23 protein-coding genes are annotated in these 24,106 nt (G+C 74.0%); 17 read left to right on the top strand and 6 right to left on the bottom strand.

The annotated features are described in order from the left end of the window. Nucleotides 1-17: 17 nt before the first annotated feature. Nucleotides 18-845 (bottom strand): MIP/aquaporin family protein, encoded by an 828-nt coding sequence (locus tag ABD990_RS08555; protein ID WP_345379593.1) that lies wholly within the window; start codon nucleotides 843-845, stop codon nucleotides 18-20. Between the two features lie 169 nt (nucleotides 846-1,014). Between ABD990_RS08555 and ABD990_RS08550 the strand changes: the two genes are divergently transcribed. From ABD990_RS08550 to ABD990_RS08520, 7 genes are all read left to right on the top strand, one after another. Then, entirely contained in the window at nucleotides 1,015-1,776 is a 762-nt protein-coding gene (locus ABD990_RS08550) for an IclR family transcriptional regulator (RefSeq protein ID WP_345379591.1), read from the top strand. Next, nucleotides 1,773-3,299 (top strand): glycerol kinase GlpK, encoded by a 1,527-nt coding sequence (glpK, locus tag ABD990_RS08545; RefSeq protein ID WP_345379589.1) that lies wholly within the window; start codon nucleotides 1,773-1,775, stop codon nucleotides 3,297-3,299. Before ABD990_RS08550 ends, glpK begins: the two co-directional genes overlap by 4 nt. A gap of 112 nt (nucleotides 3,300-3,411) precedes the next feature. After that, on the top strand, nucleotides 3,412-3,822 hold the full coding sequence (locus tag ABD990_RS08540) for a nuclear transport factor 2 family protein (protein ID WP_345379588.1): 411 nt from the start codon (nucleotides 3,412-3,414) through the stop codon (nucleotides 3,820-3,822). Beyond that, a complete protein-coding gene (locus ABD990_RS08535; RefSeq protein ID WP_345379587.1) occupies nucleotides 3,822-5,381 on the top strand; it encodes a class I adenylate-forming enzyme family protein in 1,560 nt (519 codons plus the stop codon). The genes ABD990_RS08540 and ABD990_RS08535 overlap by 1 nt, the downstream gene beginning before the upstream one ends. 66 nt (nucleotides 5,382-5,447) lie before the next feature. Then, nucleotides 5,448-5,873, top strand: coding sequence for a nuclear transport factor 2 family protein (locus ABD990_RS08530; protein WP_345379586.1), 426 nt, complete (start codon nucleotides 5,448-5,450; stop codon nucleotides 5,871-5,873). Nucleotides 5,874-5,905: 32 nt separating this feature from the next. Continuing rightward, the gene (locus ABD990_RS08525; protein WP_345379584.1) at nucleotides 5,906-6,322 is read left to right on the top strand and encodes a nuclear transport factor 2 family protein; all 417 of its coding nucleotides are present in this window, start codon (nucleotides 5,906-5,908) and stop codon (nucleotides 6,320-6,322) included. Nucleotides 6,323-6,459: 137 nt separating this feature from the next. Then, on the top strand, nucleotides 6,460-7,311 hold the full coding sequence (locus ABD990_RS08520; protein WP_345379582.1) for a mycofactocin-coupled SDR family oxidoreductase: 852 nt from the start codon (nucleotides 6,460-6,462) through the stop codon (nucleotides 7,309-7,311). Nucleotides 7,312-7,381: 70 nt separating this feature from the next. Here ABD990_RS08520 and ABD990_RS08515 read toward each other — a convergent pair whose 3' ends face one another. Then, nucleotides 7,382-7,801: a DUF7144 family membrane protein gene (locus ABD990_RS08515; RefSeq protein ID WP_345379580.1), complete on the bottom strand. Its 420-nt coding sequence runs from the start codon at nucleotides 7,799-7,801 to the stop codon at nucleotides 7,382-7,384. 246 nt (nucleotides 7,802-8,047) lie between these two features. On the opposite strand from ABD990_RS08515, the gene ABD990_RS08510 reads away from it, so the two are divergent. Beyond that, on the top strand, nucleotides 8,048-8,881 hold the full coding sequence (locus tag ABD990_RS08510) for a mycofactocin-coupled SDR family oxidoreductase (protein WP_345379579.1): 834 nt from the start codon (nucleotides 8,048-8,050) through the stop codon (nucleotides 8,879-8,881). 56 nt (nucleotides 8,882-8,937) lie between these two features. Beyond that, the gene (locus ABD990_RS08505) at nucleotides 8,938-9,591 is read left to right on the top strand and encodes a TetR/AcrR family transcriptional regulator (protein WP_345379578.1); all 654 of its coding nucleotides are present in this window, start codon (nucleotides 8,938-8,940) and stop codon (nucleotides 9,589-9,591) included. 36 nt (nucleotides 9,592-9,627) lie between these two features. Here ABD990_RS08505 and ABD990_RS08500 read toward each other — a convergent pair whose 3' ends face one another. Continuing rightward, complete coding sequence (locus ABD990_RS08500) at nucleotides 9,628-11,484, bottom strand: acetyl/propionyl/methylcrotonyl-CoA carboxylase subunit alpha (protein ID WP_345379577.1); 1,857 nt, start codon at nucleotides 11,482-11,484, stop codon at nucleotides 9,628-9,630. A gap of 195 nt (nucleotides 11,485-11,679) precedes the next feature. Between ABD990_RS08500 and ABD990_RS08495 the strand changes: the two genes are divergently transcribed. The 6 genes from ABD990_RS08495 to ABD990_RS08470 are packed head-to-tail and all read left to right on the top strand — an operon-like array spanning nucleotide 11,680 to nucleotide 18,153. Beyond that, nucleotides 11,680-13,194 (top strand): acyl-CoA carboxylase subunit beta, encoded by a 1,515-nt coding sequence (locus tag ABD990_RS08495; RefSeq protein ID WP_345379576.1) that lies wholly within the window; start codon nucleotides 11,680-11,682, stop codon nucleotides 13,192-13,194. Next, entirely contained in the window at nucleotides 13,191-14,000 is an 810-nt protein-coding gene (locus ABD990_RS08490; RefSeq protein ID WP_345379574.1) for an enoyl-CoA hydratase/isomerase family protein, read from the top strand. Before ABD990_RS08495 ends, ABD990_RS08490 begins: the two co-directional genes overlap by 4 nt. Nucleotides 14,001-14,008: 8 nt before the next feature. Beyond that, nucleotides 14,009-14,812, top strand: a complete 804-nt coding sequence (locus tag ABD990_RS08485; protein WP_345379573.1) for an ester cyclase — start codon at nucleotides 14,009-14,011, stop codon at nucleotides 14,810-14,812. After that, nucleotides 14,809-16,032 (top strand): cytochrome P450, encoded by a 1,224-nt coding sequence (locus ABD990_RS08480; protein WP_345379571.1) that lies wholly within the window; start codon nucleotides 14,809-14,811, stop codon nucleotides 16,030-16,032. Before ABD990_RS08485 ends, ABD990_RS08480 begins: the two co-directional genes overlap by 4 nt. 10 nt (nucleotides 16,033-16,042) lie before the next feature. After that, the gene (locus tag ABD990_RS08475; protein WP_345379570.1) at nucleotides 16,043-16,237 is read left to right on the top strand and encodes a ferredoxin; all 195 of its coding nucleotides are present in this window, start codon (nucleotides 16,043-16,045) and stop codon (nucleotides 16,235-16,237) included. Then, the gene (locus ABD990_RS08470; RefSeq protein ID WP_345379569.1) at nucleotides 16,234-18,153 is read left to right on the top strand and encodes an oxidoreductase; all 1,920 of its coding nucleotides are present in this window, start codon (nucleotides 16,234-16,236) and stop codon (nucleotides 18,151-18,153) included. Before ABD990_RS08475 ends, ABD990_RS08470 begins: the two co-directional genes overlap by 4 nt. A 128-nt stretch (nucleotides 18,154-18,281) precedes the next feature. Here ABD990_RS08470 and ABD990_RS08465 read toward each other — a convergent pair whose 3' ends face one another. The 3 genes from ABD990_RS08465 to ABD990_RS08455 form a co-directional block, all read right to left on the bottom strand. Then, complete coding sequence (locus ABD990_RS08465) at nucleotides 18,282-19,919, bottom strand: flavin-containing monooxygenase (RefSeq protein WP_345379568.1); 1,638 nt, start codon at nucleotides 19,917-19,919, stop codon at nucleotides 18,282-18,284. 199 nt (nucleotides 19,920-20,118) lie between these two features. Next, nucleotides 20,119-22,152 carry a hypothetical protein gene (locus tag ABD990_RS08460; RefSeq protein WP_345379567.1) on the bottom strand — a complete coding sequence of 678 codons (2,034 nt, stop codon included), beginning with the start codon at nucleotides 22,150-22,152 and terminating at the stop codon, nucleotides 20,119-20,121. Further along, nucleotides 22,149-22,892 (bottom strand): hypothetical protein, encoded by a 744-nt coding sequence (locus tag ABD990_RS08455; RefSeq protein ID WP_345379566.1) that lies wholly within the window; start codon nucleotides 22,890-22,892, stop codon nucleotides 22,149-22,151. Before ABD990_RS08455 ends, ABD990_RS08460 begins: the two co-directional genes overlap by 4 nt. Nucleotides 22,893-23,009: 117 nt before the next feature. Between ABD990_RS08455 and ABD990_RS08450 the strand changes: the two genes are divergently transcribed. Together ABD990_RS08450 and ABD990_RS08445 are read left to right on the top strand one after the other, a co-directional pair. Then, nucleotides 23,010-23,762 (top strand): Crp/Fnr family transcriptional regulator, encoded by a 753-nt coding sequence (locus tag ABD990_RS08450; RefSeq protein WP_345379565.1) that lies wholly within the window; start codon nucleotides 23,010-23,012, stop codon nucleotides 23,760-23,762. A gap of 87 nt (nucleotides 23,763-23,849) precedes the next feature. Continuing rightward, nucleotides 23,850-23,981: a hypothetical protein gene (locus tag ABD990_RS08445; RefSeq protein WP_345379564.1), complete on the top strand. Its 132-nt coding sequence runs from the start codon at nucleotides 23,850-23,852 to the stop codon at nucleotides 23,979-23,981. Nucleotides 23,982-24,106: the final 125 nt, after the last annotated feature.

Here is a 24,106-nt window from a genome sequence, read left to right as displayed (position 1 = left end):
TGAGAGCTCGGCGGGGGTCAGGCCTCGCGGCCCGGGGCCTCGATCGGCTCGCGCCCGACCGGCTGGGGGCCTTCGTCGGCCGTGAGGTAGCGCTCGATCAGGACCTTGAAGAACGCGCCGCCGACCAGCCCGCCGACGATCGGCGCGACGATCGGCAACCACCAGTACGGTGTGCCGTTCGGATCGACCCAGGCCGTCGAGTACCCGGTGATGAAGGACGCGAGCCGCGGGCCGAAGTCACGGGCCGGGTTGATGGCGTAGCCCGCGTTGGCGCCCCACGCCATGCCGATCGCGACGACCAGCAGGCCGATGACGACCGGGCCCAGGTTGGCGAGCGGCGGGTTGTTGCGCGCGTTGACCAGGGCGAAGACGACGAACACCAGGATCGCGGTGCCGATCACCTGGTCGAGGAACGCGGTGGGGATCGAGACCCCGCCGCCGCCGTTGCCCGGCAGCGTCGAGAAGACGATCTGGGTCGCGAAGGTGTGGTTGGGATCGGCCCGGTTGATCAGATCGGCGTAGGCCACGCGGACGATCAGCGCCGCCACGAACGCGCCGAGGGTCTGGGCCAGCACGTAGGGCAGGACCTTGCGCCACGGGAAGCCCTGGTAGGCGGCCAGGGCGATGGTGACGGCCGGGTTGATGTGGGCCCCGGAGATCCGGGCGGCCGTGTAGACGCCGAGGGTGACGCCGATGCCCCAGGCCCAGGCGATCGAGTCGTGATCACCCAGGGGGCTGTTCGCCGGTGCGGTGACGACCTGCGCCACCACGCCGCAGCCGAACAGGAGCAGGATCATCGTCCCGGCGAACTCGGCGCTCAGTTCGCCGAGATAGGAGTTCCGCATCGAACTCTCTCCTTCCGGTCGTGACGGCCCCCGCCCGGGCGTCACGCGCCGAGCGGGGGCCGAACGGGACAGACGCTAGGAATGCGTGCGCGGCGCGACAACGGCTGACGTTCGACAATGTCGAACTGATCCTGTCGACCCCGTCACACCACCCCGTAGGCTCTCACCCGTGCCGGGAGCGATCCAGTCCGTCGAGCGCGCCGCCGCGATCCTGCGCCTGCTGGGCGGCGCGGGCCGGCCGCTCGCCCTCGCCGAGCTGGCCGCGGCGCTCGACCTGCCGCGCCCCACCGTCCACGGCCTCGTCCGGACCCTGCGGGACGAGGGCCTCGTCGACCAGGACCGGACCACCGCGCTCTACCGTCCCGGCGCCGGGCTGCGCCGGCTCGGCGGCGGGTGGGACCGCCACGACCTGCGGGCACGCGCGATGAACTGGGCCGACGCGTTGGCCGGCGGCACCGGCTGCGCGGTGTACCTGGCCGTGCCGGTGGGCACGATGGCGAGCCTGGTGCACCACGTCTTCCGTCCGGACGGCTCGCCGCAGACCCTGCGCACCAACACCGAGCAGCCGTTGCACGCCACGGCCTGGGGCAAGTGCCTGCTCGCGTTCGCACCGGTGGCGACCCCGCCGGCCCGCGAGCTGGAGCTGCGCCGCTACACCGGCCGCACGGCGAGCACCGTCGCGATGCTCGAGGCCCATCTCTCCGCGGCCCGGGTCCGCGGCCTGGCGACGGACGTGGGTGAGTTCGAGACGGGGTTCGGCGGGGCGGCCGTGCCGCTGCGCTCGGGCGGCGGGCTCACCGTCGCCGCGCTCGGCATCGCCGGGCCCGTCGAGGAGCTGTTCGGCGGGGGCGGCGAGCCGCGCCGGCACCTCGCCGAGCAGCTGCAGCACGCCGGCCGCGAGATCTCCGCGTCCCTGGTGACGCCCCGGTGAGCGCCGCCGAGCAGCGGGCCTCCCCGGCGCGCGAGCGGGTGGTCGCGGCCATCGACCAGGGCACCACCTCGACGCGCTGCCTGCTGTTCTCCCGCTCCGGCCGGATGCTCGCCGTGGCCCAGCGCGAGCACCGCCAGCACTACCCCGAGCCGGGGCGGGTGGAGCACGACGCCGAGGAGATCTGGCGCAACGTCGCCCGGGTGGTGCCGGAGGCGCTGCGCCGGGCCGGGCTGGAGCCCGAGAACATCGTGGCGCTCGGGATCGCCAACCAGCGCGAGACCACGGTGATCTGGAACCGGCACACCGGCGCGCCGCTGGCCCGCGCGATCACCTGGCAGGACACCCGCACCGGCCCGATCGTCGCCCGGCTGGTCGAGGAGGGCCTCGGCCCGCTCTACGCGGCGACCAGCGGGTTCGGCCCCGCGACCTACTTCGCCGGGCCGCGGCTGCGCTGGCTGCTCGAGCACGTCCCGGGCGCCCGCGCGGGCGCCGAGGCGGGCGACGTCCTGTTCGGCACGATGGAGAGCTGGCTGATCTGGCGGCTCACCGGCGGACCGGCGGGGGGCGTGCACGTCACGGACGTGACAAACGCGAGCCGGACGATGCTCATGGACCTGCGCACCCTGGAGTGGTCGCCGAAGCTCCTCGACGCCCTGCAGGTCCCGGAGCGGATGCTGCCGGAGATCCGGTCGAACGCCGAGGTCTACGGGGTGTGCTCGGAGGTGCTGCCCGGGGTGCCGGTGGCCGGCGCGCTGGGGGACCAGCAGGCCGCGCTCGTCGGGCAGACCTGCTTCGCGCCCGGCGAGGTCAAGTGCACCTACGGCACCGGCGCGTTCCTGCTCAAGAACACCGGCGCGCGGATCGGCGGCTCGGCGCAGGGGCTGATCCCGACGGTCGGCTACCTGATCGGGGAGCGGCCGGTCTACGCACTGGAGGGCTCGATCGCCGTCACCGGCTCGCTGGTGCAGTGGTTCCGGGACTCGCTCGGCATGATCGGCACGGCGGCGCAGATCGAGACGCTCGCGATGACGGTGCCGGACAACGGCGGCTGCTACGTCGTGCCCGCCTTCTCCGGGCTCTACGCCCCGCACTGGCAGGCCAACGCCCGCGGCGTCATCGTCGGCCTGACCAGCTACATCACCCGCGGACACCTGGCCAGGGCGGTGCTGGAGGCCACCGCGTGGCAGACCCGCGAGGTCGTCGACGCGATGAACGCCGAGTCCGGCATCCCGGTCACCCGGCTCAAGGCCGACGGCGGCATGACGGCCGACCACCTGCTCATGCAGTACGTCGCCGACGTGCTGGACGTGCCGGTGGAGCGCCCGCTCGGCTCCGAGGCGGTCTCGCTCGGGGCCGCGTACGTCGCCGGGCTCGCGGTCGGGCACTGGCCGGACCTGGAGGTGCTGCGCGCCAACTGGCACCGGGCCGCGATGTGGGAGCCGGACATGGACGCGCGAGTGCGCGAGCGCGAGCGCGAGAACTGGGCCCGCGCGGTGGCCCGCAGCTACGACTGGGTGCGCTGAGCGCCGTTCGCCGGGCGCACCGGAGTGTTGTGGGCCACTCCGGGCTGGTGCTAGCCTCATCGCTACCAAACGGCCGTTAGACGATGAATGACCAGCGTTGCCGGAGGCCCCCATGACCGCTCGTGCGGAGATCGAGAACACCCTGGGCCGCGCGGCCTGGGGCTACGACGAGAACGACGTCGACCTCATCGCGGCGCAGTTCACCGAGAACGCGACGATGACCATGCAGATCGGCCGCGACGGCGACACGATCGGCCCGTTCGACGGCCGCGAGGCCATCCGCAAGCTCCACGCCGACTCGCTGCAGGGGCAGACCGACCAGCGCCGGCACAACATCTCGAACCTGGTGATCGTCAAGGAGACCGCGGACAGCGCGTCGACGACCTCCAACCTCACGCTGCTGTCGATCGAGAACGGCGCACTGCGCGTGCTCTCCAGCGGCTGGTACCGGGACGAGCTGGTCAAGCAGGGCGACGCCTGGCTGATCGCCTCCCGGCACATCTACCTCGACCTGCCCTACTGATGGTCAACATCGGGCGGATCCCGGAGAAGTGGGCGGCGCTCACCCCCACCCGGGACGCGATCGTCGACGCGCCGAACGGGCGCCGGACGGACTGGCGCACGCTCGACGAGCGGGTGCGCCGGCTGGCGAACGGGTTCACCGACCACCTGGGCCTGGCGAAGGGCGACCGGGTCGCGATCCTCGCGAAGAACTCGATCGAGTACCAGGAGCTGTACTACGCCGCCGGGCGCGCCGGGCTGGTCGCGCAGCCGCTCAACTGGAGGCTCGGCGTCCCCGAGCTCACGAGGATCGTCACGGACGGGGCGCCGAGGGCGATCGTCACCTCGGACGAGTGGCTCGACACCGCGAAGCAGCTGCAGGCCGCGGTCGACGTGCCGCACTGGCTGCAGTACGGCCGGGGCGGCGACGGCAGCTACGAGGACCTGCTGGCGCGGAGCAGCACGGACGAGCCGGAGCGCTCGGCGTCCGTCGGCGACGCGGACCCCTTCTTCATCCTCTACACCGGCGGCACCACCGGGGAGTCGAAGGGCGCGCTGCACAGCCACACCAGCGCCGCGTTCGGAATGCTCAACCAGACCGTCGCGGAGCGGATCGTCCCGACGGACGTCTACATGCTGACCGGGCAGATGTACCACATCCCGGTGGTGCTCTCGATGAACTACATGCGCCACGGCTGCCCGCTGGTGCTGATGAACTTCGAGGCCCGCACCGCGCTGGAGCTGATCCAGGAGGAGAAGGTCTCGGCCTTCCTCGGCATCACCACGATGCTGAACTGGATGATGGCCGTGCCCGGCTTCTCCTCCTACGACCTCTCCTCCCTGCGCAACATCCAGTACGGGGGCGGACCCATGCCGTCGAGCGTCGTCAAGGCCGCGCTGGACCACTTCCCGTGCACGCTGATCCAGGGCTACGGGCAGACCGAGGGCACCACGATGTGCTTCCTCTCCCAGGAGGACCATCTCGACGCGGTGCGCGGGATCCATCCCGAACGCCTGATGTCCTGCGGTCGCGAGGGGTTCGTGACCACCGTGCGCGTGGTCGACCCGGACGGCGTCGAGGTGCCGAAGGACGGGAGGACCGCCGGGCAGATCGTGGTGCGGTCCGAGGCGAACATGCTGGGCTACTGGGGCCGGCCGGACCTCACCGCGGCGACGCTGCAGGACGGCTGGATGTGGACCGGCGACGTGGCGACCTGGGACGCGGACTCGTACGTCTTCATCGTCGACCGCGCGAAGGACATGATCATCTCGGGCGGCGAGAACATCTACTCGATCCAGGTCGAGGAGGCCGTCAACCAGCACCCGTCCGTGCTCGAGTGCGCCGTGATCGGGGTCCCGGACGACGAGTGGGGCGAGGCCGTCAAGGCGTTCGTCGTGCTCAAGCCGGAGACCACGGCCACCGAGGCCGACATCATCGAGACCGCGAAGGCGCACCTGGCCTCGTACCAGAAGCCCCGGTCCGTCGAGTTCGTCGACGCCCTGCCCAAGGCGCCCACCGGGAAGATCCTCAAGCGCGACCTGCGCGCCCCGTACTGGGCGGACCGCGACCGGTCCGTCTGAGCCCCGCCCGAACCGTGCTCGAAGGGGAGCATCCGTGAAGACCGTGATCGTGCCCGAGGACCGAGGATGACCCGCGCAGACGACGTTCAGCAGATCATCAACGCCACCCTGCTCTACGCCCGCGGACTGGACCTGTTCGACCCGGACGAGGCCCTCTCGGCGTACACCGACGACGCGTACTGGGACGCCACGGCGGTGGGCCTCAAGCGGTTCGAGGGTCGGGACGAGATCCACGGCTTCTTCAAGGCCGACGCCGAGTCGATGGCCGAGCAGTGCCACATCATGACCAACCACATCGTCGAGTTCGACGGTCCGGACGCCGCGCACGGCACCAACTACGTCTACGCGGAGGGGAGGACGAAGTCCGGTGCCACGATCAAGGCGATCGCACTCAACCGGGACGAGTACCGCCGGGTCGGCGACACCTGGAAGATCTCCGGCCGGGTGATCTCGCCGCTCACGTCCCCGCAGATGGAGGGGTTCGACGCATGACCCCGGCCGACACTCCTTCCCGCGGAGGCGGCATGAGCTCCGGCGGCGCGGTGATCGAGCGGTACATCGAGATCATGAACGAGCTCGACATCGACGCGCTCGGGGAGATCCTCGCCGACGACGTCGTGGTCCGGCTGCCGTTCGCGCCCGACCCGGTGCCGAAGGTGACCGAGGGCAGGGAGGCCGTGCTCGCGCTGTACTCCGGCTTCCCGCACCTCGTCGGGCCGCTGGGCTTCCACGACCTGCGGATCTCGCCGCTGGCGGCCGACGGCGAGTTCGTCGCGGAGTACCGCAGCGACACCACGATGCTCGCCACCGGGGAGCCCTACCGGAACTCCTACATCAGCACCTTCACCGTGCGGGACGGGCGGATCTCGGCCTTCGCGGAGTTCTTCGACCCGCTCGTGTTCCTGCAGGCCCAGGGCGCCACGGTGGCACTGCCGGCCTGACCCCTCCCGATCGACGAGTCGGCGGACCCCTCGTCGAGATCGCCAAGGTGATCGTTCCGTGCCGTTGACCTGCCGGGGGATCGTCCGGACGGTGGGGGAGCGGGCGACGGGGCCCGCACGGACGCGGGAGGTTCCCCATGGCGGGACGGGTCGAGGGCAAGGTCGCTCTGATCACCGGGGCGGCGCGCGGACAGGGGCGCAGCCACGCGCTGCGGCTCGCGCAGGAGGGCGCGGACATCATCGCCGTGGACCTCTGCGCCGACGTGGCGACGGCACCCTACGACGGGGCGACGGAGGCCGACCTGGCCGAGACGGTCAAGCAGGTCGAGGACCTGGACCGGCGGGTGCTGAGCCGGGTCGCCGACGTCCGTGACCTGCGGGCGCTGGAGACCGTGGTCGCGGACGGGCTGTCCGAGTTCGGGCACCTGGACGTGGTGGTCGCCAACGCCGGAATCGGCGCGTTCGCCCCGGCCTGGGAGATCACCGAGGATTCCTGGCAGGAGATGATCGACATCAACCTGACCGGGGTGTGGAAGACGACCAGGGCGGCGATCCCCGCGATGATCGAGCAGGGGACCGGCGGGTCGATCATCCTGACGAGCTCGATCGCCGGACTCGTCGCGTTCGGCAACCTCGCGCACTACACGGCGGCGAAGCACGGTGTCACGGGCCTGATGCGCACGCTCGCCGTCGAGCTCGCGCCGCACCGGATCCGCTGCAACTCCGTCCACCCGACGACCGTCGACACCGACATGGTCAACAACGAGCCGATCTACTCGCTCTTCCTCGGCGGGCAGCGCGGCGCGACCCGGGCCGACGCGGAGGCCGGCTTCACCGCGCTCAACGCCATCCCGATCCCGTGGGTCGACCCGATCGACATCAGCAACGCCGTGCTCCACCTGGCCTCCGAGGAGGCGCGGTACGTCACCGGTACGACCCACGTGGTCGACGCCGGGGCCCTGGCGCCGTTCAAGATCCCGCACGCGTAGCGCGGTCCCGGGCGGCACCCGTGCGGTGCCGCCCGGGAGGCGCGGCCGGGGGCGGACGGTGCCCGCGCGCTCAGCCGCCCACCTCCTGACCGTGCCGCACGACCGCCCACACGACGAGGGCGGACAGGACCAGGATGAGCGCCGCTCCCACCGGATAGGCGACGAGGAAGGCCAGCTGGACGACCCCGTTGAAGCCGGCCACGAGGACCGCCACGACCCGTGCCCAACCGGCTCCGCGGAGCAGGGCCAACGCGGCCGCGAGCTCCACCACCCCGAGGGCCAGCAGGACCCAGCCCCACTTGGTCACCTCCAGCAGCAGGACCCGGTCGGCGTCGGCGACCACGAACCCGCCCCGGGCGAGCGCACTGATCCCGTCCCACACGTTCCAGCAGCCGAGCAGGAACAGCAGCACCGCCGCCAGCCGCACCACCACGACCCATCGGGTCCGCCGGGGTGCTCGCGGCTCCCCGGCGGTGAGATCTCCGGTCACGTCGGTCCTCCTCCGGCGCGCCCCTCGGCGGCCCCTCCGCGCAGGCTGACCCGGCCGTCCGGCCGGGTCGTCATCCGCCGCGGGTGAACGGTGAGCGAGCGGCGCTCTCGCTCACCAGGAATGAGCGAGAGCGCCGTTCGCTCAAGGGCTGCCGAGGTGTCCCGATCTCGGCCCGGGGCGTCGCCACTTCCGCCTCGGACGGTCGTTTGGTAGACAAGGACGACCGACGATGCGAGGAGGCGTGCCATGGCGGGACGGGTCGAGGGCAAGGTCGCGCTGATCACCGGTGCGGCGCGCGGCCAGGGCCGCAGCCACGCGGTCCGGCTGGCGCAGGAGGGGGCCGACATCATCGCGGTCGACCTCTGCGGCCCGCTGGCCACGGTGGACATGTACCCGCCGGCCACCCGCGCCGACCTGGACGAGACGGTCGCCGAGGTGGAGAAGCTCGACCGGCGGATCGTCGCGCGGGTCGCCGACGTCCGCGACCGGGCCGCGCTCACCGCCGCCGTCGACGAGGGCGTCACCGAGCTCGGCGGGCTCGACATCGCGGTGGCGAACGCGGGCATCGCCAGCTTCGGCGCCGCCTTCGAGATCACCGACGAGATGTGGCAGGAGATGCTGGACGTCAACCTCACCGGCGTCTGGAACACCGCCCGGGCGGCCGTGCCCCACCTGATCGCGCGGGGTGGCGGCTCCCTCATGTTCACCAGCTCGATCGGCGGGCTGAAGGGCATCATGAACGTCGGGCACTACGTCTCGACCAAGCACGGGATCGTCGGGCTGATGCGCACGCTGGCCAACGAACTGGCGCCGCACCGCATCCGGGTCAACACCATCCACCCGACCAACGTCGACACCGACATGATCCAGAACCCGGGCACCTGGAAGCTCTTCGCGCCGGACGACCCGGAGCCCACGCAGGAGAAGGCGCTGCCCGGCTTCCTGTCGCTGAACGCGATGGAGGTGCCCTGGGTGGAGCCGATCGACATCAGCAACGCGGTGCTGTTCCTCGGCAGCGACGAGGCCCGCTACATCACCGGCGTCACGCTGCCGGTCGACGCCGGCGCGAACGTCAAGTAGTGACTGTCGACCGTTTGGTAGGCTCGCGCGATTCGACCGCGTCGAGGGGAGCGGGGATGCGGCAGCCGGCCGGGCGGAGCGCGCGGCGTTCCGGGGGAGAGCGTAAACCCCGCGAGGAGCGCTGGGCCGAGCTCATCGAGGTCGCCACCCAGGTGTTCTACGAGAAGGGCTACGACGGCGCTTCCCTGCAGGACATCGCCGACCGGCTCGGGATGCTCAAGGGCAGCCTCTACTACTACATCCAGTCCAAGGAGGACCTCCTCTTCGACGTGATCAGCGCCGTCCACAAGGAGGGCCTTGCCGTCGTGCGGTCCCGGGCGGAGGTGCCCGGCGGGCCGCTGGAGCGGCTGGAGAGCGTGATCCGCGGGCACGTGGAGCACACGTGCCGCAACCTCGTGCCCACTGCGGTCTTCCTGCACGAGCTGTCCGCGCTCCCGCCCGAGCGGCGGGAGGAGATCCTCGGCTCGGAGCACGCCTACCAGGGCGTGTTCCGCGACCTCGTGGAGCAGGGGCAGGCGGACGGGCTGGTCCGGGCCGACCTCGACCCGCGGCTCGCCGCGCTCTCCATCCTGGGCTCGACGAACTGGGTCTACCGCTGGTTCCGCCCCGGCGGCACCTTCACCCCGGAGCAGATCGGGGCGGAGATGGCGGAGATGGCGATCCGGGGGATCGCGACGGAGGAGACGCTGGCGGCCCGCGCCTCCCGCTGATCCCCGGTGTGATCGCGAAGGCCGTGATCACGGTCGTCAGGTCAGGGTGATCAGAGGGGAGCCGGCGGCGATCGGGGCGCCGGGGGCCGCGAGGACCTCGCCGACCCTGCCGCCGACCTCCGTGCGGATCACCATCTCCATCTTCATCGCCTCGAGCACCGCGATCACGTCGCCGGGCCCCAGCTCCTGGCCGGGCTGCACCCGGACCTCGACGACGGTGGCGTCCATGGGCGCGACGGGCACGGTGCCGGCGGCGGAGGCGGCGGCCCCCGACCCGGCGGCCGACTCGCGGGTCGGGCGGGACGACGCCGTGACCGCGGCCCCCGGGCGGACCGTGCGGCCGTAGACCGCCACCTCCACCGGGCCGCGATCCGTCGCGATGCGGACCCGGCGGGCGGGGACGACAGCCCTGCCCGCGCCCAGCAGCGACCCCGCTCCGCCCGCACCCACGGCTCCACCCCGACCAGTGGTTCCGGTCGTCGCGGCGCCGGCGGGCCCACCCGCGGGCGCGGGCCGGGTGGCCGGGTCCGGCGCCCACTCCCGTTGCACCGAGCCCGTGTCGTGGGTCCCGGCGGTGAAGGACTCCGAGCGCAGCACCTCACGCAGGTACGGTGCCGTGGTCGGGACGCCCTCCACCCGCAGCTCGTCGAGCGCGGCGATCAGGCGACGGCGGGCGGCGTCGCGGTCGGCGCCGTGCGCGAGGACCTTGCCGAACATCGAGTCGTACTCCGGCGCGACCCTGCTGCCCGGGCCCCCGCCCGCGTCGACGCCGAAGTCGTTGCGCACGCCGGGCCCGACCGGGAGCGCGAGCCCCGTGATCGCGCCGGGTGCGGGCCGGAAGTCCGCCCACGGGTCCTCGGCGGCGATGCGCGCCTGCACGGCGTGCCCGGAGATCCGCACGTCCTCCTGGCCGAAGGGCAGCGGCGCCCCGTCCGCCACCCGTAGCTGGGTGGCGACGATGTCCAGGCCGGTGACCAGCTCCGTCACCCCGTGCTCGACCTGCAGCCGGGTGTTCATCTCCAGGAAGAAGAACTCCCCCTCGGTTCGCACGGTCTCCGGTACCACGAGGAACTCCACGGTCCCCGCCCCGACGTAGCCGACCTCACGCGCCAGGGTCACGGCCGAGTCGAGGAGCCGCGACCGCAGCCCCTCCGACAGGCCGAACGCCGGCGCCTCCTCGATCAGCTTCTGGTGCCGCCGCTGCACCGAGCAGTCCCGGTCGCCGAGGTGCACGACGCTGCCGTGGGCGTCCCCGATCACCTGCACCTCGACGTGCCGCGGGCGCTCCAGGTACCGCTCGAGGTGCACCTCGGACCGGCCGAACGCGGCGCCGGCCTCGCGCCCCGCGGCGGCCATGGCCTCGGCCAGCTCGCAGGCGGAGTGCACCACCCGCATCCCACGCCCGCCGCCGCCGAACGACGCCTTGACCACCAGCGGGAACCCCAGCCGTTCGGCCGCCGCGGCCGCTTCGTCGACCGTGAGGTCCCCCGTGCCGGGCGGCACCGGGATCCCGCACTCCTCGGCGAGCGCCCGCGCCGCGACCTTGTCGCCCATGCGTGCGATGACCTCGGCGGACGGGCCGACGAAGACCAGTCCGGCACCCGCGACCGCCTCGGCGAACCCGGCGTCCTCGCTGAGCAGGCCGTACCCGGGGTGCACGGCGTCGGCGCCGGCGGCCTTGGCCGCGCCGAGCAGGGCGTCGACGTCCAGGTACGACGCCCGCGCCGGGGCCGGGCCGATCCGGTGCGCCTCGTCGGCGAGGCGGACGTGCAGCGCCTCGGCGTCGGCGTCCGAGTACACGGCGACCGACCGCAGGCCGAGCTCCCGGCAGGACCGGATGATCCGGACGGCGATCTCGCCGCGGTTGGCCACCAGCACGGTCTGGATCGACACGGGCCGCTCCGCTCTACTCGGGGGTCGACGAGGTCTGTCTACCAATCGACCGTCTGGTAGTCTAGCGTCCGTCGGTGAGACCCGACGGACACCGGTACGAGCGGAGGTCCCGTGACGGCAACGGACAGCCCCACGGCGCCACGAGGCGGTGCTCCCCATGGTGCGGACACCGGCAGTGCGCACCACGGGGACAGCATGGCGGACAGGATCGCGCTCCTGCGCGAGAAGCAGGAGGCCGCCCACGCCAGTGGCGGGCCCGAGGGTCTGCGCCGGCACCGCGAGTCCGGCCGGCTGCCCGTGCGCGAGCGGATCGACCTGCTCGTCGACCCCGGCACCTGGTTCGAGATCGGCGCGCTCGCGCTGCCGGAGCTGCGGCGGGAGAAGCCCATCCCGGGCGACGCCGTGGTGACCGGGTTCGGGCTGCTCGACGGGCGTCGCATCGGCGTCATCGGCATCGACTCCAGCGTGGTCGCGGGCACCACGGCCCCGATCAGCATGCGCAAGCAGGGGCGGCTGATCGAGCACGCGCAGCGGCACGGTTTCCCCCTGGTCCTGCTCTGCGACGCCGACGGCGGCCGGATGCCGGACGTCTCGGGCTGGCGGTTCTCCGGGCTGCCCCTGGACTTCACCACGTTCCTCAAGCCCCCGCCGGGGCAGCCGGTGGTGCCGCGCGCGGCCGCGGTGCTCGGCCCGAGCTACGGCGACTCCGCCCTGCACGCCTCCACCGCCCACTACGTGGTGATGGTGCGCAGCGGCTCGATCGCGCTGTCCGGCCCGTCGGTCGTGGAGCCGGCGATCGGGGAGAAGGTCACCGACGAGGAGCTGGGCGGGCCGGCGGCGGCGACCGAGGCCGGCAACGCGCACCTGGTCGTGGACACCGAGGCCGACGCGATGGACGCCATCGCCGCGTTCCTCTCCTACCTGCCGCAGAACTCCACGCAGCGCCCGCCGACGGCGCCGCCGCTGCCGCCGGGGCGGGACCCGCGCGACCTGGTGAGCATCGTCCCGCTCGGGGCGCGCTCCGGCTACGACATGCGGGACGTGTTCTCGTGCCTCGCCGACGAGGCCAGCATCCTGCCCTGGGCGGACGGCTGGGGGTCGTCGTTGTTGTGCGCACTGGCCCGGATCGAGGGCCGCCCGGTGGGGCTGGTCGGCAACCAGCCGATCGTGCGCGCGGGCGCGCTGGACCCGGCGGCGCTGGCGAAGGAGAAGGTGTTCGTGCAGCTGTGCGACACCTTCGGGCTCCCGCTGGTGTTCCTGCACGACGTCCCGGGCCTGATGATCGGCACGCAGGCCGAGCGCGGCGGGATCCTGCACGGCTACGAGGCGCTGGTCTCGGCGATCGCCGAGGCGACGGTGCCGAAGGTGGGCGTGGTGCTGCGCAAGGCCTACGGCGGCGGGCACTTCGCGATGGGTGGGCGTCCCACCAGGCCGGACTTCCTCTACGCCTGGCCGAGCGCCGAGCTGGGGTTCATGGCACCGGAGACCGGGATCCGCACGATCCACCGACGCCGGCTGGAGAAGGTGCTCGCCGAGCAGGGCCCCGAGGCGCACGCCGCGCTCGTCGCGGAGCTCACGGCGGAATGGATCAGCGAGGCGGAGCCCTGGGAGGCCGCCGCGCACCTCTCGCTCGACGACGTCATCGAACCGGGCCGGACCCGGGAGGTCGTGGCGGCGAGCATCGACATCGCGCTCGGAGGACGGCTTTGACCAGCAGGAACGGGACCTCCATCCGCAACGTGCGGGTGGAGGTCGAGGAGGTGGGCGACGGCCGCGCGGCCATCGCCGTGCTCACCATCGACGACCCGGCGAAGCTCAACGCCATGGGCCGCACCTTCTGGGCGGAGATGCGCGAGGCACTGGCCACCCTGGAGACCGACGGCCGGACCCGCGCGGTGATCGTCACCGGCGCGGGGGAGAAGGCCTTCTCGGCCGGCGGGGACATCGCGAGCTTCGCCGAGCTGACGGACGTCACCGCCAAGCGCGCCTTCCAGCAGGACTGCATGCGCACCTTCGCCGCGGTCGAGGAGACCCCGCTGCCGGTGATCGCCGCGGTCAACGGCTACGCCATGGGCGGCGGCTGCGAGCTGGCCCTGGCGTGCGACGTCGTCGTGGCGGCGGACAGCGCGACGTTCGGCATGCCGGAGAGCGCGGTCGGACTGGTGCCCGGCTTCGGGGTGCTGCGGGCGCCGTCCGTCATCGGGCGGCACTGGACCAAGCTGATGATGTTCTCCGGCGAGCGGGTCGACGCCGAGACCGCGCTGCGCATCGGGCTGGCGCAGAAGGTGGTGCCGGCGGCGGAGCTGATGGACACCGCGCGAGAGATCGCCGTGCGGATCGCCGGGATGGCGCCGCTCGCGCTGGCCACCGGGAAGAACCTGGTCAACCGGGGTGTGGACCGCGGCGAGTTCGACCACTCGACGGCCGCGCTGACCACCCTGCACGCCACCGCGGACGCCGCCGAGGGGATCGCGGCGTTCGTCGGGAAGCGGGCGCCGACGTTCGAGGGGCGGTGAACTCGGCGATGGAGCCTTTCGTCGCGCTCATGCGGCGCTACGTCAACGACTACACCAACCGGCACGACGTCTCGGTCTGCCCCGAGATCATGGAGCCGGGCTACACGCTGCGGATGGGTCCGCACGAGGTGGCGGGCCGCGACGAGCTGTACATCCCGGCGTCGCAGAAGCAGTTCGCCCAGTTCCCGGGCCTGTGCCTGACCGTGCACGAGATCGTGACCAACGGCGAGCGGCTGGCCATGCGGTTCTCCGAGCACGGCCGGTCGGTCAGGCACGAGGGACGCGGGGCCGCGTGGACCGGGCTCGGCCTGTACCGGTGGAACGGGCGGAAGCTCGTGGAGAACTTCGTGGAGCAGGACTACCTCGCCCGGCGGCGCCAGCTCGCCTCCGGCGTGCCGGCGGTCGTCGAGCCACCGGCGCTGGCGCCGTGGGACACGGTGGCCCTCGACCCGGACCCGGAGGCCGAGACCGTGGTGCGGGAGTGGATCTCCTCCGGCGCGGACACCGGCGCGGTGACCCTCGACGACGGGGCGCCGGAGATCCTGCTGGCCGACGCGTCGTCGCAGGTCGACGACCTGTTCTCGGCCGGGGCGCAGGTGGCCTTCCGGGTCACCCGGACCGGCACCTACGTCGGCGGGCTGGGCCCCGACGCCGGGATCGACGACGCCGCGCTCACCGGTGCCCCCGGCACGCTGCACCTCGTCGGGCTGGTCACGGTGGCCGACGGCCGGGTGGCCGGCGGGCGGATCGTACGGGACCGTCTGGGGCTGGCCCGGAGCCTCTCCAGGCCCACCGTCGGGAGCGCGTCGTGACCGTCGTCGACGACCTCACCACGCCCGCGGCCAGCGCAGATCCCTTCGCCGTCCTCCGCGCCCTACGCGAGGGCGACCCGGTGCACTGGAGCGAGGCGCACCGGGCCTGGCTGATCACCCGCTACGACGACGTCTCCGCCGCGTTCCAGAACAAGGCCTTCTCCAACGACCGGGTCCGCCCCGTGCTGGAGCGGAGGAAGCAGGCGGGGGCCGAGTCCGCCGCGACCGGCGTGCTCGGCCTGATGACGGGCTGGATGGTCGTCAACGACCCGCCGGTGCACACCCGGCTGCGCAAGCTCGCGGCCGGCGCGTTCAAGGGTCAGCGGATCGCGGCGATGGACGCGATGATCACCCGGATCGTCGACGAGCACCTCGACGCGTTCCTGCGCGGCTCCGGACCGCAGGACCTGATCTCCGAGGTCGCCTACCCGCTGCCCGCCACCGTCATCGCGACGATGCTCGGCGCGCCGCCCGAGGACCGCGACCGGTTCCGCGAGTGGTCGGACGAGCTCGCGCTGGTCGCGTTCGGTACCGGCGGCGCCGCGCGGGCCGACCGGCACGAGCGCGCGTTGCGCGGACTGCGCGAGATGGAGTCCTACTTCCACACGCTGATCGAGAAACGCCGCGCCGAGCCGGGCGAGGACATGCTGTCCGCCCTCATGGCTGCGCCGTCCTCGGAAGGGGACGACCGGCTGTCCGACGACGAGCTCGTCGGCATGTGCGCGTTGCTGCTCTTCGCCGGCCACGAGACCACCACGAACTCGATCGCGAACTCGGTCCTGGCCCTGCTGCGGCACCCCGACCAGCTCGACCGGCTGCGCCGCGACCCGGCCCTGATCGGCCCGGCCGTCGAGGAGCTGCTGCGCTTCGACGGCCCGATCAAGGTGCTCAACCGCTGGGTGGTCGCGGAGACGGAGGTCCGCGGGAAGGCCATCCGGCCGGGCGAGCGGGTGCACCTGGTGCTCGCCTCGGCCAACCGGGACCCGGAGAAGTTCGCCGACCCGGACGCGCTCGACCTGGGGCGGAGCCCGAACCCGCACGTCGCGTTCGGCAAGGGCATCCACGCCTGCATCGGCGCCCAGCTCGCCCGGATGGAGACCCGGATCGCGGTGGCTCGCATCGTCGAGCGGCTGCCGGGACTGACGCTGGCGGAGGAGCCGGAGTGGAAGGACGTGCTGGCCTCCCGCTCCATGGAGAAGCTGGTGGTGACCCACTCGTGAGGACCGTGCGATGAGGATCGGGGTCGACCCCGAGGTCTGCGAGGCGCACGGCCAGTGCTCGATCGTCGACATGGACCTCTTCCCCCTCGACGACGACGGCTACTCCGCCGTCGGGCCCGACCGCGAGGTGCCCGAGGGCGAGGAGGACACGGCCAGGCTCGGTGTGGACGCCTGCCCGGTGCGCGCGCTGCGGATCCTCTCGTGAGCGTGCTCTTCACGCCCGTCCGGCTGGGCCCGCTCACGCTGAAGAACCGCCTGGTCATGGCCCCGATGGGGACCTGCCTGGACAACGGCGGGTACATCACGGACGACACGGTGGCCTACTACCGCCGGCGCGCCGAGGGCGGCGTCGGGGCGATCACGGTGGAGGGCTGCCTGGTCTCGGGCGACACGGTCGGGCCGGAGCCGCGGATCTGCGGGCCGGAGTACCTGCCCGGGCTGCGCCGGGTCGTCGAGGCCCTCCGGCGGTACGACGTCACGGTCGGCGTGCAGCTCATGCACCCCGGCCGGCAGGTCGTCGAGGGGCCCTCCGTGGCGCCCTCGCCGGTGCCGCTGAACTCGGCGTCGCCCGTCCCGCACGAGCTGACGGTGCCGGAGATCGAGCGGATCGTCGCCGACTACGCGCAGGCGGCCCGGTACGCGCAGGAGGCCGGGTTCGACTACCTGGAGGTCCACGGGGCGCACGGGTACCTGCCGTCGAACTTCCTCTCGCCGCAGCACAACCACCGCACGGACGCCTACGGCGGCTCGCCGGAGAACCGGGCGCGGTTCTCGGTGGAGGTCGCGCAGGCGATCGTCGCGGCCTGCGACCTGCCACTCGTGTGGCGGCTCAACGGCACGGACGCCGAGCCCGGCGGGTTCGACCTCGAGTCGGCGGTGGCCGTCGCGCGGATGCTCGAGGAGGCCGGGGTCGCGTCGATCTCGGTGTCGTCGGGCACCTGGCTGACGCTGCAGCAGACGCTCGCGCCGATGTCCGTGCCGCGCGGGCACATGCGGCCCCTGGTCCGGGCCGTGAAGCAGGCCGTGTCGGTGCCGGTGATGGCCGTCGGGCGGCTCGACGACCCGGAGCTCGCCGAGAACGTCGTCGCGTCGGGCGAGGCGGACATGGTGCTGCTGGGCCGCGGCCTCATCGCCGAGCCGGACTGGCCGCTGCTGGTGCGGGACGGGCGCGGGGACGAACTGCGTCCGTGCATCGCGTGCAACGCCTGCGTCGACCTCGTCGGGCGCGGTGAGCGGGCGCGGTGCTCGGTGAACCCCGAGGTCGGCCGGGAGCTGACCTGGGAGGTCGAGGCCGCGGCGCGGCCGCGGCGGGTGATGGTGGTCGGGTCCGGACCGTCGGGCCTGGAGGCGGCGCGGCTCGCCCGGCTGCGCGGGCACGAGGTCTCGATCTGGGAGCGGGACGCGGAGCTGGGCGGGAAGCTGGAGGTCGCCGGCCTGGCGCCGAGCAAGCGCGAGGTGCTGCGCTTCCGCGAGCACCAGGCGCGGCGGCTCACCGCGCTCGGGGTGGAGATCCACACGTCGTCGCCGGTGTCGGCCGCGACGGTCGCGGCGGAGCGGCCGGACGTCGTGATCGTCGCGACGGGCGCGGACCCGCTCGTGCCGCCGATCCCCGGGATCGACGGGCCCACCGTGCACGACGCCCAGCGGCTGCTGCGGGGCGAGATCCCGGTCGGGCCCGGGACGCGGCTGGTCGTGGTCGGCGGCAGCGCCACCGGCTGCGAGACCGCGGAGCTGATGCGCGCGCGGGGCGCCGAGGTCACCGTCGTGGAGATGCGCGGCAGCATCGGCCGCGGCATCGAGGCGATCACCCGCCGGCAACTGGTCCGGCAGCTCGAGCGGGACGGCGTCGAGGTGCTGACCCGGGCCACGGTCGTCGGGATCGAACCCGGGGTCGTGCACTGGCAGGAGGCCGACGGGACGCCGCACGCCCTCGACGCCGACCTGGTCGCGCTGGCCATCGGCTGGCGGCCGACCGGCCCGGAGGTCACCGCCGGGCTGGAGCTCGGCGGGGGCGGTGGGGCCGTGGGCGGGATCGAGGTGCGGGTGCTCGGCGACGCCGACTCCCCGGCCGACTTCGTCCGCGCCGTCAATGCCGGGGCCGACGCGGGCCTCACCGTCTGAGCGAACGGCACTCTCGCTCACTAGCTGTGAACGACAGCGCCGCTCGCTCAGATAGGTGCGGCTGCGGTCGACCTGCGCGAACGGCGCTCTCGCTCACCAGATGTGAGCGAGAGCGCCGTTCGCCGTGCTCAGGCGGATTGCTTCACCTCCGCGGGCGCGACCTCCGGGACCTTGGTGTAGCCCTCGTAGCCCTTGGCGGCGACCTCGTCGCACCTCTCGCGGTACACGCCGACCCCGCCGATGTAGGCCATGAAGACCCGCGGCTTGCCGGGCACGTTGGAGCCCATGTACCAGGAGTCCGCGGTCGGGTAGAGGGTCGTGTCGCCGACCTCCTCGACGTGGCGCACCCACTCGTCCTCGGCCTCGGGCATCGCGTCGAGCTCCTCGACGCCGTTGTCCCGCATCCACCGGACGCAGTCCGTGACCCAGTCCACGTGCTGCTCGATCGAGACCATCATGTTCGACAGCACGGACGGGCTCGACGGACCGGTGATCGTGAACAGGTTCGGGAACCCGGCGACCGACAGGCCCAGGTAGGACCGCGGGCCCTCGCCCCACTTCTCCTTCAGCGACACCCCGTTCTTGCCGCGGATGTCGACCCGGGTGATCGCGCCGGTCATGGCGTCGAAGCCGGTGGCGAAGACGATCGCGTCGACCTCGTACTCGTGCTCCGAGGTCCGCACGCCCTTCTCGGTGATCTCCACCAGCGGCGTGCGCCGGATGTCGACGAGGTGGACGTTCTCCTTGTTGAAGGTCTCGTAGTAGCCGCTGTCCAGGCACGGCCGCTTGGTGCCGTAGGGGAAGCTGCGCGGGGAGAGCAGCTCGGCGAGCTCCGGGTCGTGCACCTTCTCCCGGATCTTGGACCGGACGAACTCGGCGGCGGTCTCGTTGGCGTCCTTGTCCACCAGGGTGTCGGTGTACGAGGTGAGCACCGCGACGAGGTTGCCCTGCTCCCACGCCGCCTCGTACACGGCGGTGCGCTCCGCCTCGTCGACCTCCAACGCGGACTGCGTGGGCAGCGGGACCGGCACGCCGAACGCGGAGGTCTGCTGGTCCTTGCGGAACTCCCGGTACGTCGCCTTGCGGGCGGCGATCTCCTCCTCGGTGAGCGGCCGGTTGCCGGCCGGCATCGAGAAGTTGGGCGTCCGCTGGAAGACGACGGTGTCCGCGGCCTGCCCGGCCATGATCGGGATGGACTGGATGCCGGACGAGCCGGTGCCGATCACCGCGATGCGCTGCCCGGAGAAGTCCACGCCCTCGTGCGGCCAGTGCCCGGTGTGGTAGGTCGGGCCCTGGAAGCGCTCGGCGCCGGGGATCTCGGGTGCCTTCGACACCGAGAGGCAGCCGGTGGCCATCACGAACCACCGGCAGTCGACGACCTCGCCGGTGTTCGTCGTGATCGTCCAGCGCCGGCTCTCGGCGTCGTAGACCGCGCTCTCGACCCGCGTGTCGAAGGTGATGTCACGCTCCAGGTCGAAGCGCTCGGCCACGTGCTTCGCGTAGCTCAGGATCTCCGGCTGGGTCGCGTACTTCTCGCTCCAGGTCCACTCCTGCTCGAGCTCCGGGGAGAAGGAGTAGGAGTACGCGAGGCTCTCGACGTCGCACCGGGCGCCGGGGTACCGGTTCCACCACCAGGTGCCGCCGACGCCGGAGGCGGCCTCGAACACCCGGGTGGACAGGCCCAGCTCGCGGAAGCGGTGGAGCTGGTAGAGGCCGGAGAACCCGGCCCCGACGATGACGGCGTCGACCGTCCTGTCGTTGGTCATGCGCGTGCTACCTCCAGGCTGCGACTCTGCAGACGGGTGACATGCACCGAGTCAACCGATCGTTTGACAAGGACGCGACGTGCGCGGCGACGCAGTCCCGGACGCGGCTTCGTTCCGGGGACACCTTGACCGCGGCGGGTCGGATGTGCTCTGGATCACTGTGTCGATCACCAGGACCACCGACCGGGCGGTGCCCGGGTCACCGGGGCCCGGTCGGCCCGGTCAGCGCGGCGACGAGCGCCCAGTCCGGCGCGGCCGGATCCAGCTCGCGGAGCTCCCGGACGGACCGGGCGGCGGGGGAGTCGGCCAGCCGGCCGGCGAGCAGGTCCACCTGCGCGCCCGCCGGCAGCTCGCCGACCTGCACCAGGCCGGCGGCGAGCCGGGCCCAGCCCGCGGCGGTCGGGTCGCCCGCCTCGGCGAGCGCGGCCAGGGCGGACCGGTGGGCGGCGACGGCACGGCAGGGGTTCCCCGTCGCCCGCTCGACGGCGGCGACCTCCTGCCAGGCCGCGGCGACGTCGGCGGGCAGGCCGAGCGTGCGGTAGAGGGCGAGCGCGGCGTGCAGGTCGGCAAGGGCCTCGGCCGGGCGGTCGCGGCGGCGGGACAGGCGGGCGCGATCGGCGAGGGCGTGGGCGTGGGCGGCGTCGTCGCGACCGGCCAGGAGCTCGACGGCGAGGTCGTAGGCGGTGCGGGCGTCGCGCAGTGCGGTCGCGGCCCCGTCCGGCGTGCCGGGATCCGCCGCCTCGGCGAGCGCGGCGGCGAGCCGGTGGGTGGCGCGGCCGAGCAGCACCGGGTCGCCCGTGCGGTCGGCGAGATCGAGGGCGGCGGTCGCCGCGGCGAGCGCGGGTGTCCCGTCGCCCCGGCGGGTGTGGGCGGCGGCGAGGTGGACCAGGGCGTCGGCGCCCGTGGCCGGGTCGGCCTGCGCGGCGGCGTTCCGGGCGAGACGCTGCAGGAGCGCGGTGGTGAGCGCGGTGGGGTCAGTGACCGGGTGGTCGGCGGGACGGGCTGGGTGCTCCGGCGGGGCGGCCTGCTGGGAGAGGAAGGCCGGACGGATCGACGAGCGAGGCGCATCCTCGTGATCGGCCGGCGGCCTCTCACCCGGCAGCACCGCGCCCCGCCACACCTCGCAGGACGACGCCTCGCACGGCAGCACGTCGTCCGCCGGCCCCCCGCCCGGCAGTCCGTCGTACGCCGGCGCCTCGCCCGGCGGCACCTCGGCCGGCAGGACGTCGGCGACGGCCCTGGGCAGCGCGCACCACGGGCCCGCGCCCGGACCGGGGCGGGGGCTGAGCAGGCCGCGCCGGAGCAGGGCACCCAGCAGCGTGCCGACCGGCACCCCGTCCGGGAGCAGCGCGGCGCACCGGGCGGGGTCGACCAGCGGCAGCCCGGTGGCCCGGACGGCCTCCAGCACTTCCCGCTCGGCCGCGGGCAGGGCGGCGAGCGCGACCAGCGCCGCGGCGCGGGCGGCGGCGCGGGCGTCGTGCGGCGGGGCAGCGGGGAGCGCCCGCAGCGCCGCGGCCGGGGTACGGCAGGCGCCCCCGAGCAGGCGCACCGCGAGCGGCGAGCCGTGGCAGGCCGCGAGCAGCGCGGCGCCCGGCGCCATCAGGTCGCCGGGCGGCGGGCTCGGCGTCGGCAGGTCGAGGTGCGCACCGGCGGGAAGGAGCGCCGCGGCCGTCGCGGGCGGCAGGCCCCGCACCGCGACCGCGGCCAGGCCGTCCAGGTGCAGCTCGTCGAGCGGAGCCGCCGTCGTGACCAGCACGGACGACCCGCCGCCGGGCAGCAGCGCGCGGACCTGCGCGGCCGAGCGGGCGTCGTCGAGCACGAGGAGGGTGGGCGCGGCGGCGAGGAGGGTGCGCAGCAGGGCGGTGCGGTGCGGCGTCGAGGGCGGGACCTCGCCCGCGCGCACACCGAGGTCGCGAAGCAGCTCCCGCAGCACCGGAGCCGCGTCCGGGCCGGTCACCGGTACGAAGCGGACCCCGCCCGGGTACCGCCCGGCCAGCCGCGCCGCGGCGGCGAGCGCCAGGGCCGTGGTCCCCAGCCCGGGCCCGCCGGCGAGCACGACGCCCGGGGCCCCGGCGGCGACGGCCCGCAGGACCGCGGCCAGCTCGTCCTCCCGGCCGGCGAGGGCGTCCCCCTCGACCGGGGGCGCCCCCGTGGGCTCGAGGACCACCCGTCCCACCTGCACGACCGTCCCGACGGGCCCGCTGACCTGCAGGTCCAGCTCCGGCCCGGTCACCGGCCGTCCCGGACGTCCGGCGTGATCGTGAGGCCACCGTGCAGCTCCCGGGCCTGGATCACGGTCCCGGCCTGGCCGCCGTCGGCGATCTCGATCCGCATCCCGGCCTCCTCCGGTCCTGCCGCCCGCGTGCCCGGCTCGTCGGCCTCGACCGCGTCCGTCACCGGTGCCGGGAGCGGGCCGCCGGTGTGCAGCCAGGCCCAACCGGAGAAGACCTTGCCCGGCTCCACGACCAGCACACGCCGGAAGTCCCGGATCCGCAGCACGCCGCGCAGCTCGGCGAAGAGCGGGTCGGACACGGCGACGGCGAGGTCGGCGCCGGGCCGGCGCGCCAGGTCGGCCCGCAGTGCGTGCGACCCGAGGAAGCGGCAGGTGCGGACCACGCCGCTGCCCGCGAACCCGTTGCGCGCCGGACGGCCCGGGCCGCGGTGGGCGGCCGCGCGCAGCCGCAGCCGTTCGGCCGGGGCGGACCGGTTGAGCGCCTCCAGACCGGCGCGCAGCGCCACCAGCATCGCGACGACCGCGGCCGGCTCGGCGGCCGGCCCGAGCAGGGCGACCTCGCCGTCCCCGTTGGGCTGGCGCAGCGGCTCGGCCGCACCGGCCGCCCGCCAGGCCGCGTCGAGCAGCCCGGCCAGCGCGTCCTGCGCCCGTTCCTGCGCCGCGTCCGAGCGCCTGCCGTAGCCCTCCAGGTCGACCGCGACGCACAACCGTTCGCCCGCGTCCCCCCGGCGTCCGACCACCCGTTCCCCCGTACCCCGAACCGCCGCCGACGGGGAGCCTACGAGGTGGGGCCTCCGTCCCGGTAGGTTCGGCGTGCGGGCCGCCCGGTCCGCACGGCGCCGGGGGGTGACCGGTCGGTGACGACCCAGGAGCGGACGGAGGGGACGCACGGCCCGCGGGCCGGCGTCGCGCCGCACGCTGCCCCGGGGTCCGCCCCGGACCCCGCCCTGGACCCCGCGCTCTGGGAGGCGCTGCGCGCCCTCGGGCACACCGCCGAGTTCGCCGCCGGCGCCACGATCCTCTTCCAGGGCTCCGCCTCGGAGTCGATGCTGCTGCTGGAGGAGGGCCTCGCCACGGTGAGCGTCACGGCCGCGGACGGGGCGGAGGTGTTCCTCGCCTTCCGCGGGCCCGGCTCCCTGCTCGGCGAGTTCGGCTACGTCGACCGCCGGCCGCGGTCCGCGATGGTCCGGGCCGCCACCCGCACCCGCTGCCGGGTGCTGCCCCGTCCGGTGCTCGACCGGTTCCTCGGGGCGGACCCCGAGGCGCAGCGGGCGGTCACGGCCGCCGTCGTCGCGAAGATGCGCGCGGTCACGGACCGGCGGGTCCGGTACACGCAGGGCCGGATCGGCACCCGGATCGGCCGCGTGCTGCTCGACCACGCCCGGGAGTTCGGCGTCCCGGGCCCCGGCGACTCCGTGGTCGTCGACGTGCCGCTGGCCCAGCCGCGGATCGCGGACCTGGTCGGCGCCCGGCCGCGGATCGTGGGGCTGGAGCTGGCCCGGCTGCAGGAGGCGGGGCTGGTCGACACGGGCTACCGGTCCTCGCCACGGAAGCTGCGCGTCCTCGACGTCGCCGGTCTGGAGCGCCGGCTGGGGGAGTCCGCCGGCTGATCGCCGCAGGTGGCACGGGTGCGACATCACCGGCGCCGCTCCGGGCGATCATCCGGGTCCGACGACCCGTGACCGGAAGGACCTGCGGTGAGCTCCGACGAGCCCGAGGAGGGGACCGTCCCGGCCCCGTCCGGTTTCGCCACGGACGACGACATGCTCGCGCTGCTCGGCCACGACGGCGCCGCCCTGCCGACGGAGCACCCGTTCGAGTCCTGGTGAGGGTCCCGGCCGGCGAGGGCGGCGAGCCACCGGCGCGCCCGCGCCTCGCCCGCCCGGTCTCCCGCGGCCACCGACGCCCGCCGCGCCGCCGCCCGCTTGACCGCCGCCGCGGCCGCCCGCCCGGC

The sequence above is a fragment of the Pseudonocardia yuanmonensis genome, from assembly GCF_039542425.1.
GTDB lineage: Bacteria > Actinomycetota > Actinomycetes > Mycobacteriales > Pseudonocardiaceae > Pseudonocardia > Pseudonocardia yuanmonensis.
Note: the sequence above shows the minus strand (reverse complement) of the source record. Positions and strands in the feature narration are given on the sequence as shown.

Bases quoted from the DNA above. Each gene is read 5' to 3' on its own strand.
- ABD990_RS08555 (WP_345379593.1), bottom strand. From the start codon at position 845: ATGCGGAACTCCTATCTCGGCGAACTGAGCGCCGAGTTCGCCGGGACG.
- ABD990_RS08540 (WP_345379588.1), top strand. From the start codon at position 3,412: ATGACCGCTCGTGCGGAGATCGAGAACACCCTGGGCCGCGCGGCCTGG.
- ABD990_RS08535 (WP_345379587.1), top strand. From the start codon at position 3,822: ATGGTCAACATCGGGCGGATCCCGGAGAAGTGGGCGGCGCTCACCCCC.
- ABD990_RS08530 (WP_345379586.1), top strand. From the start codon at position 5,448: ATGACCCGCGCAGACGACGTTCAGCAGATCATCAACGCCACCCTGCTC.
- ABD990_RS08525 (WP_345379584.1), top strand. From the start codon at position 5,906: ATGAGCTCCGGCGGCGCGGTGATCGAGCGGTACATCGAGATCATGAAC.
- ABD990_RS08520 (WP_345379582.1), top strand. From the start codon at position 6,460: ATGGCGGGACGGGTCGAGGGCAAGGTCGCTCTGATCACCGGGGCGGCG.
- ABD990_RS08510 (WP_345379579.1), top strand. From the start codon at position 8,048: ATGGCGGGACGGGTCGAGGGCAAGGTCGCGCTGATCACCGGTGCGGCG.
- ABD990_RS08505 (WP_345379578.1), top strand. From the start codon at position 8,938: ATGCGGCAGCCGGCCGGGCGGAGCGCGCGGCGTTCCGGGGGAGAGCGT.
- ABD990_RS08495 (WP_345379576.1), top strand. From the start codon at position 11,680: ATGGCGGACAGGATCGCGCTCCTGCGCGAGAAGCAGGAGGCCGCCCAC.
- ABD990_RS08485 (WP_345379573.1), top strand. From the start codon at position 14,009: ATGGAGCCTTTCGTCGCGCTCATGCGGCGCTACGTCAACGACTACACC.
- ABD990_RS08475 (WP_345379570.1), top strand. From the start codon at position 16,043: ATGAGGATCGGGGTCGACCCCGAGGTCTGCGAGGCGCACGGCCAGTGC.
- ABD990_RS08465 (WP_345379568.1), bottom strand. From the start codon at position 19,919: ATGACCAACGACAGGACGGTCGACGCCGTCATCGTCGGGGCCGGGTTC.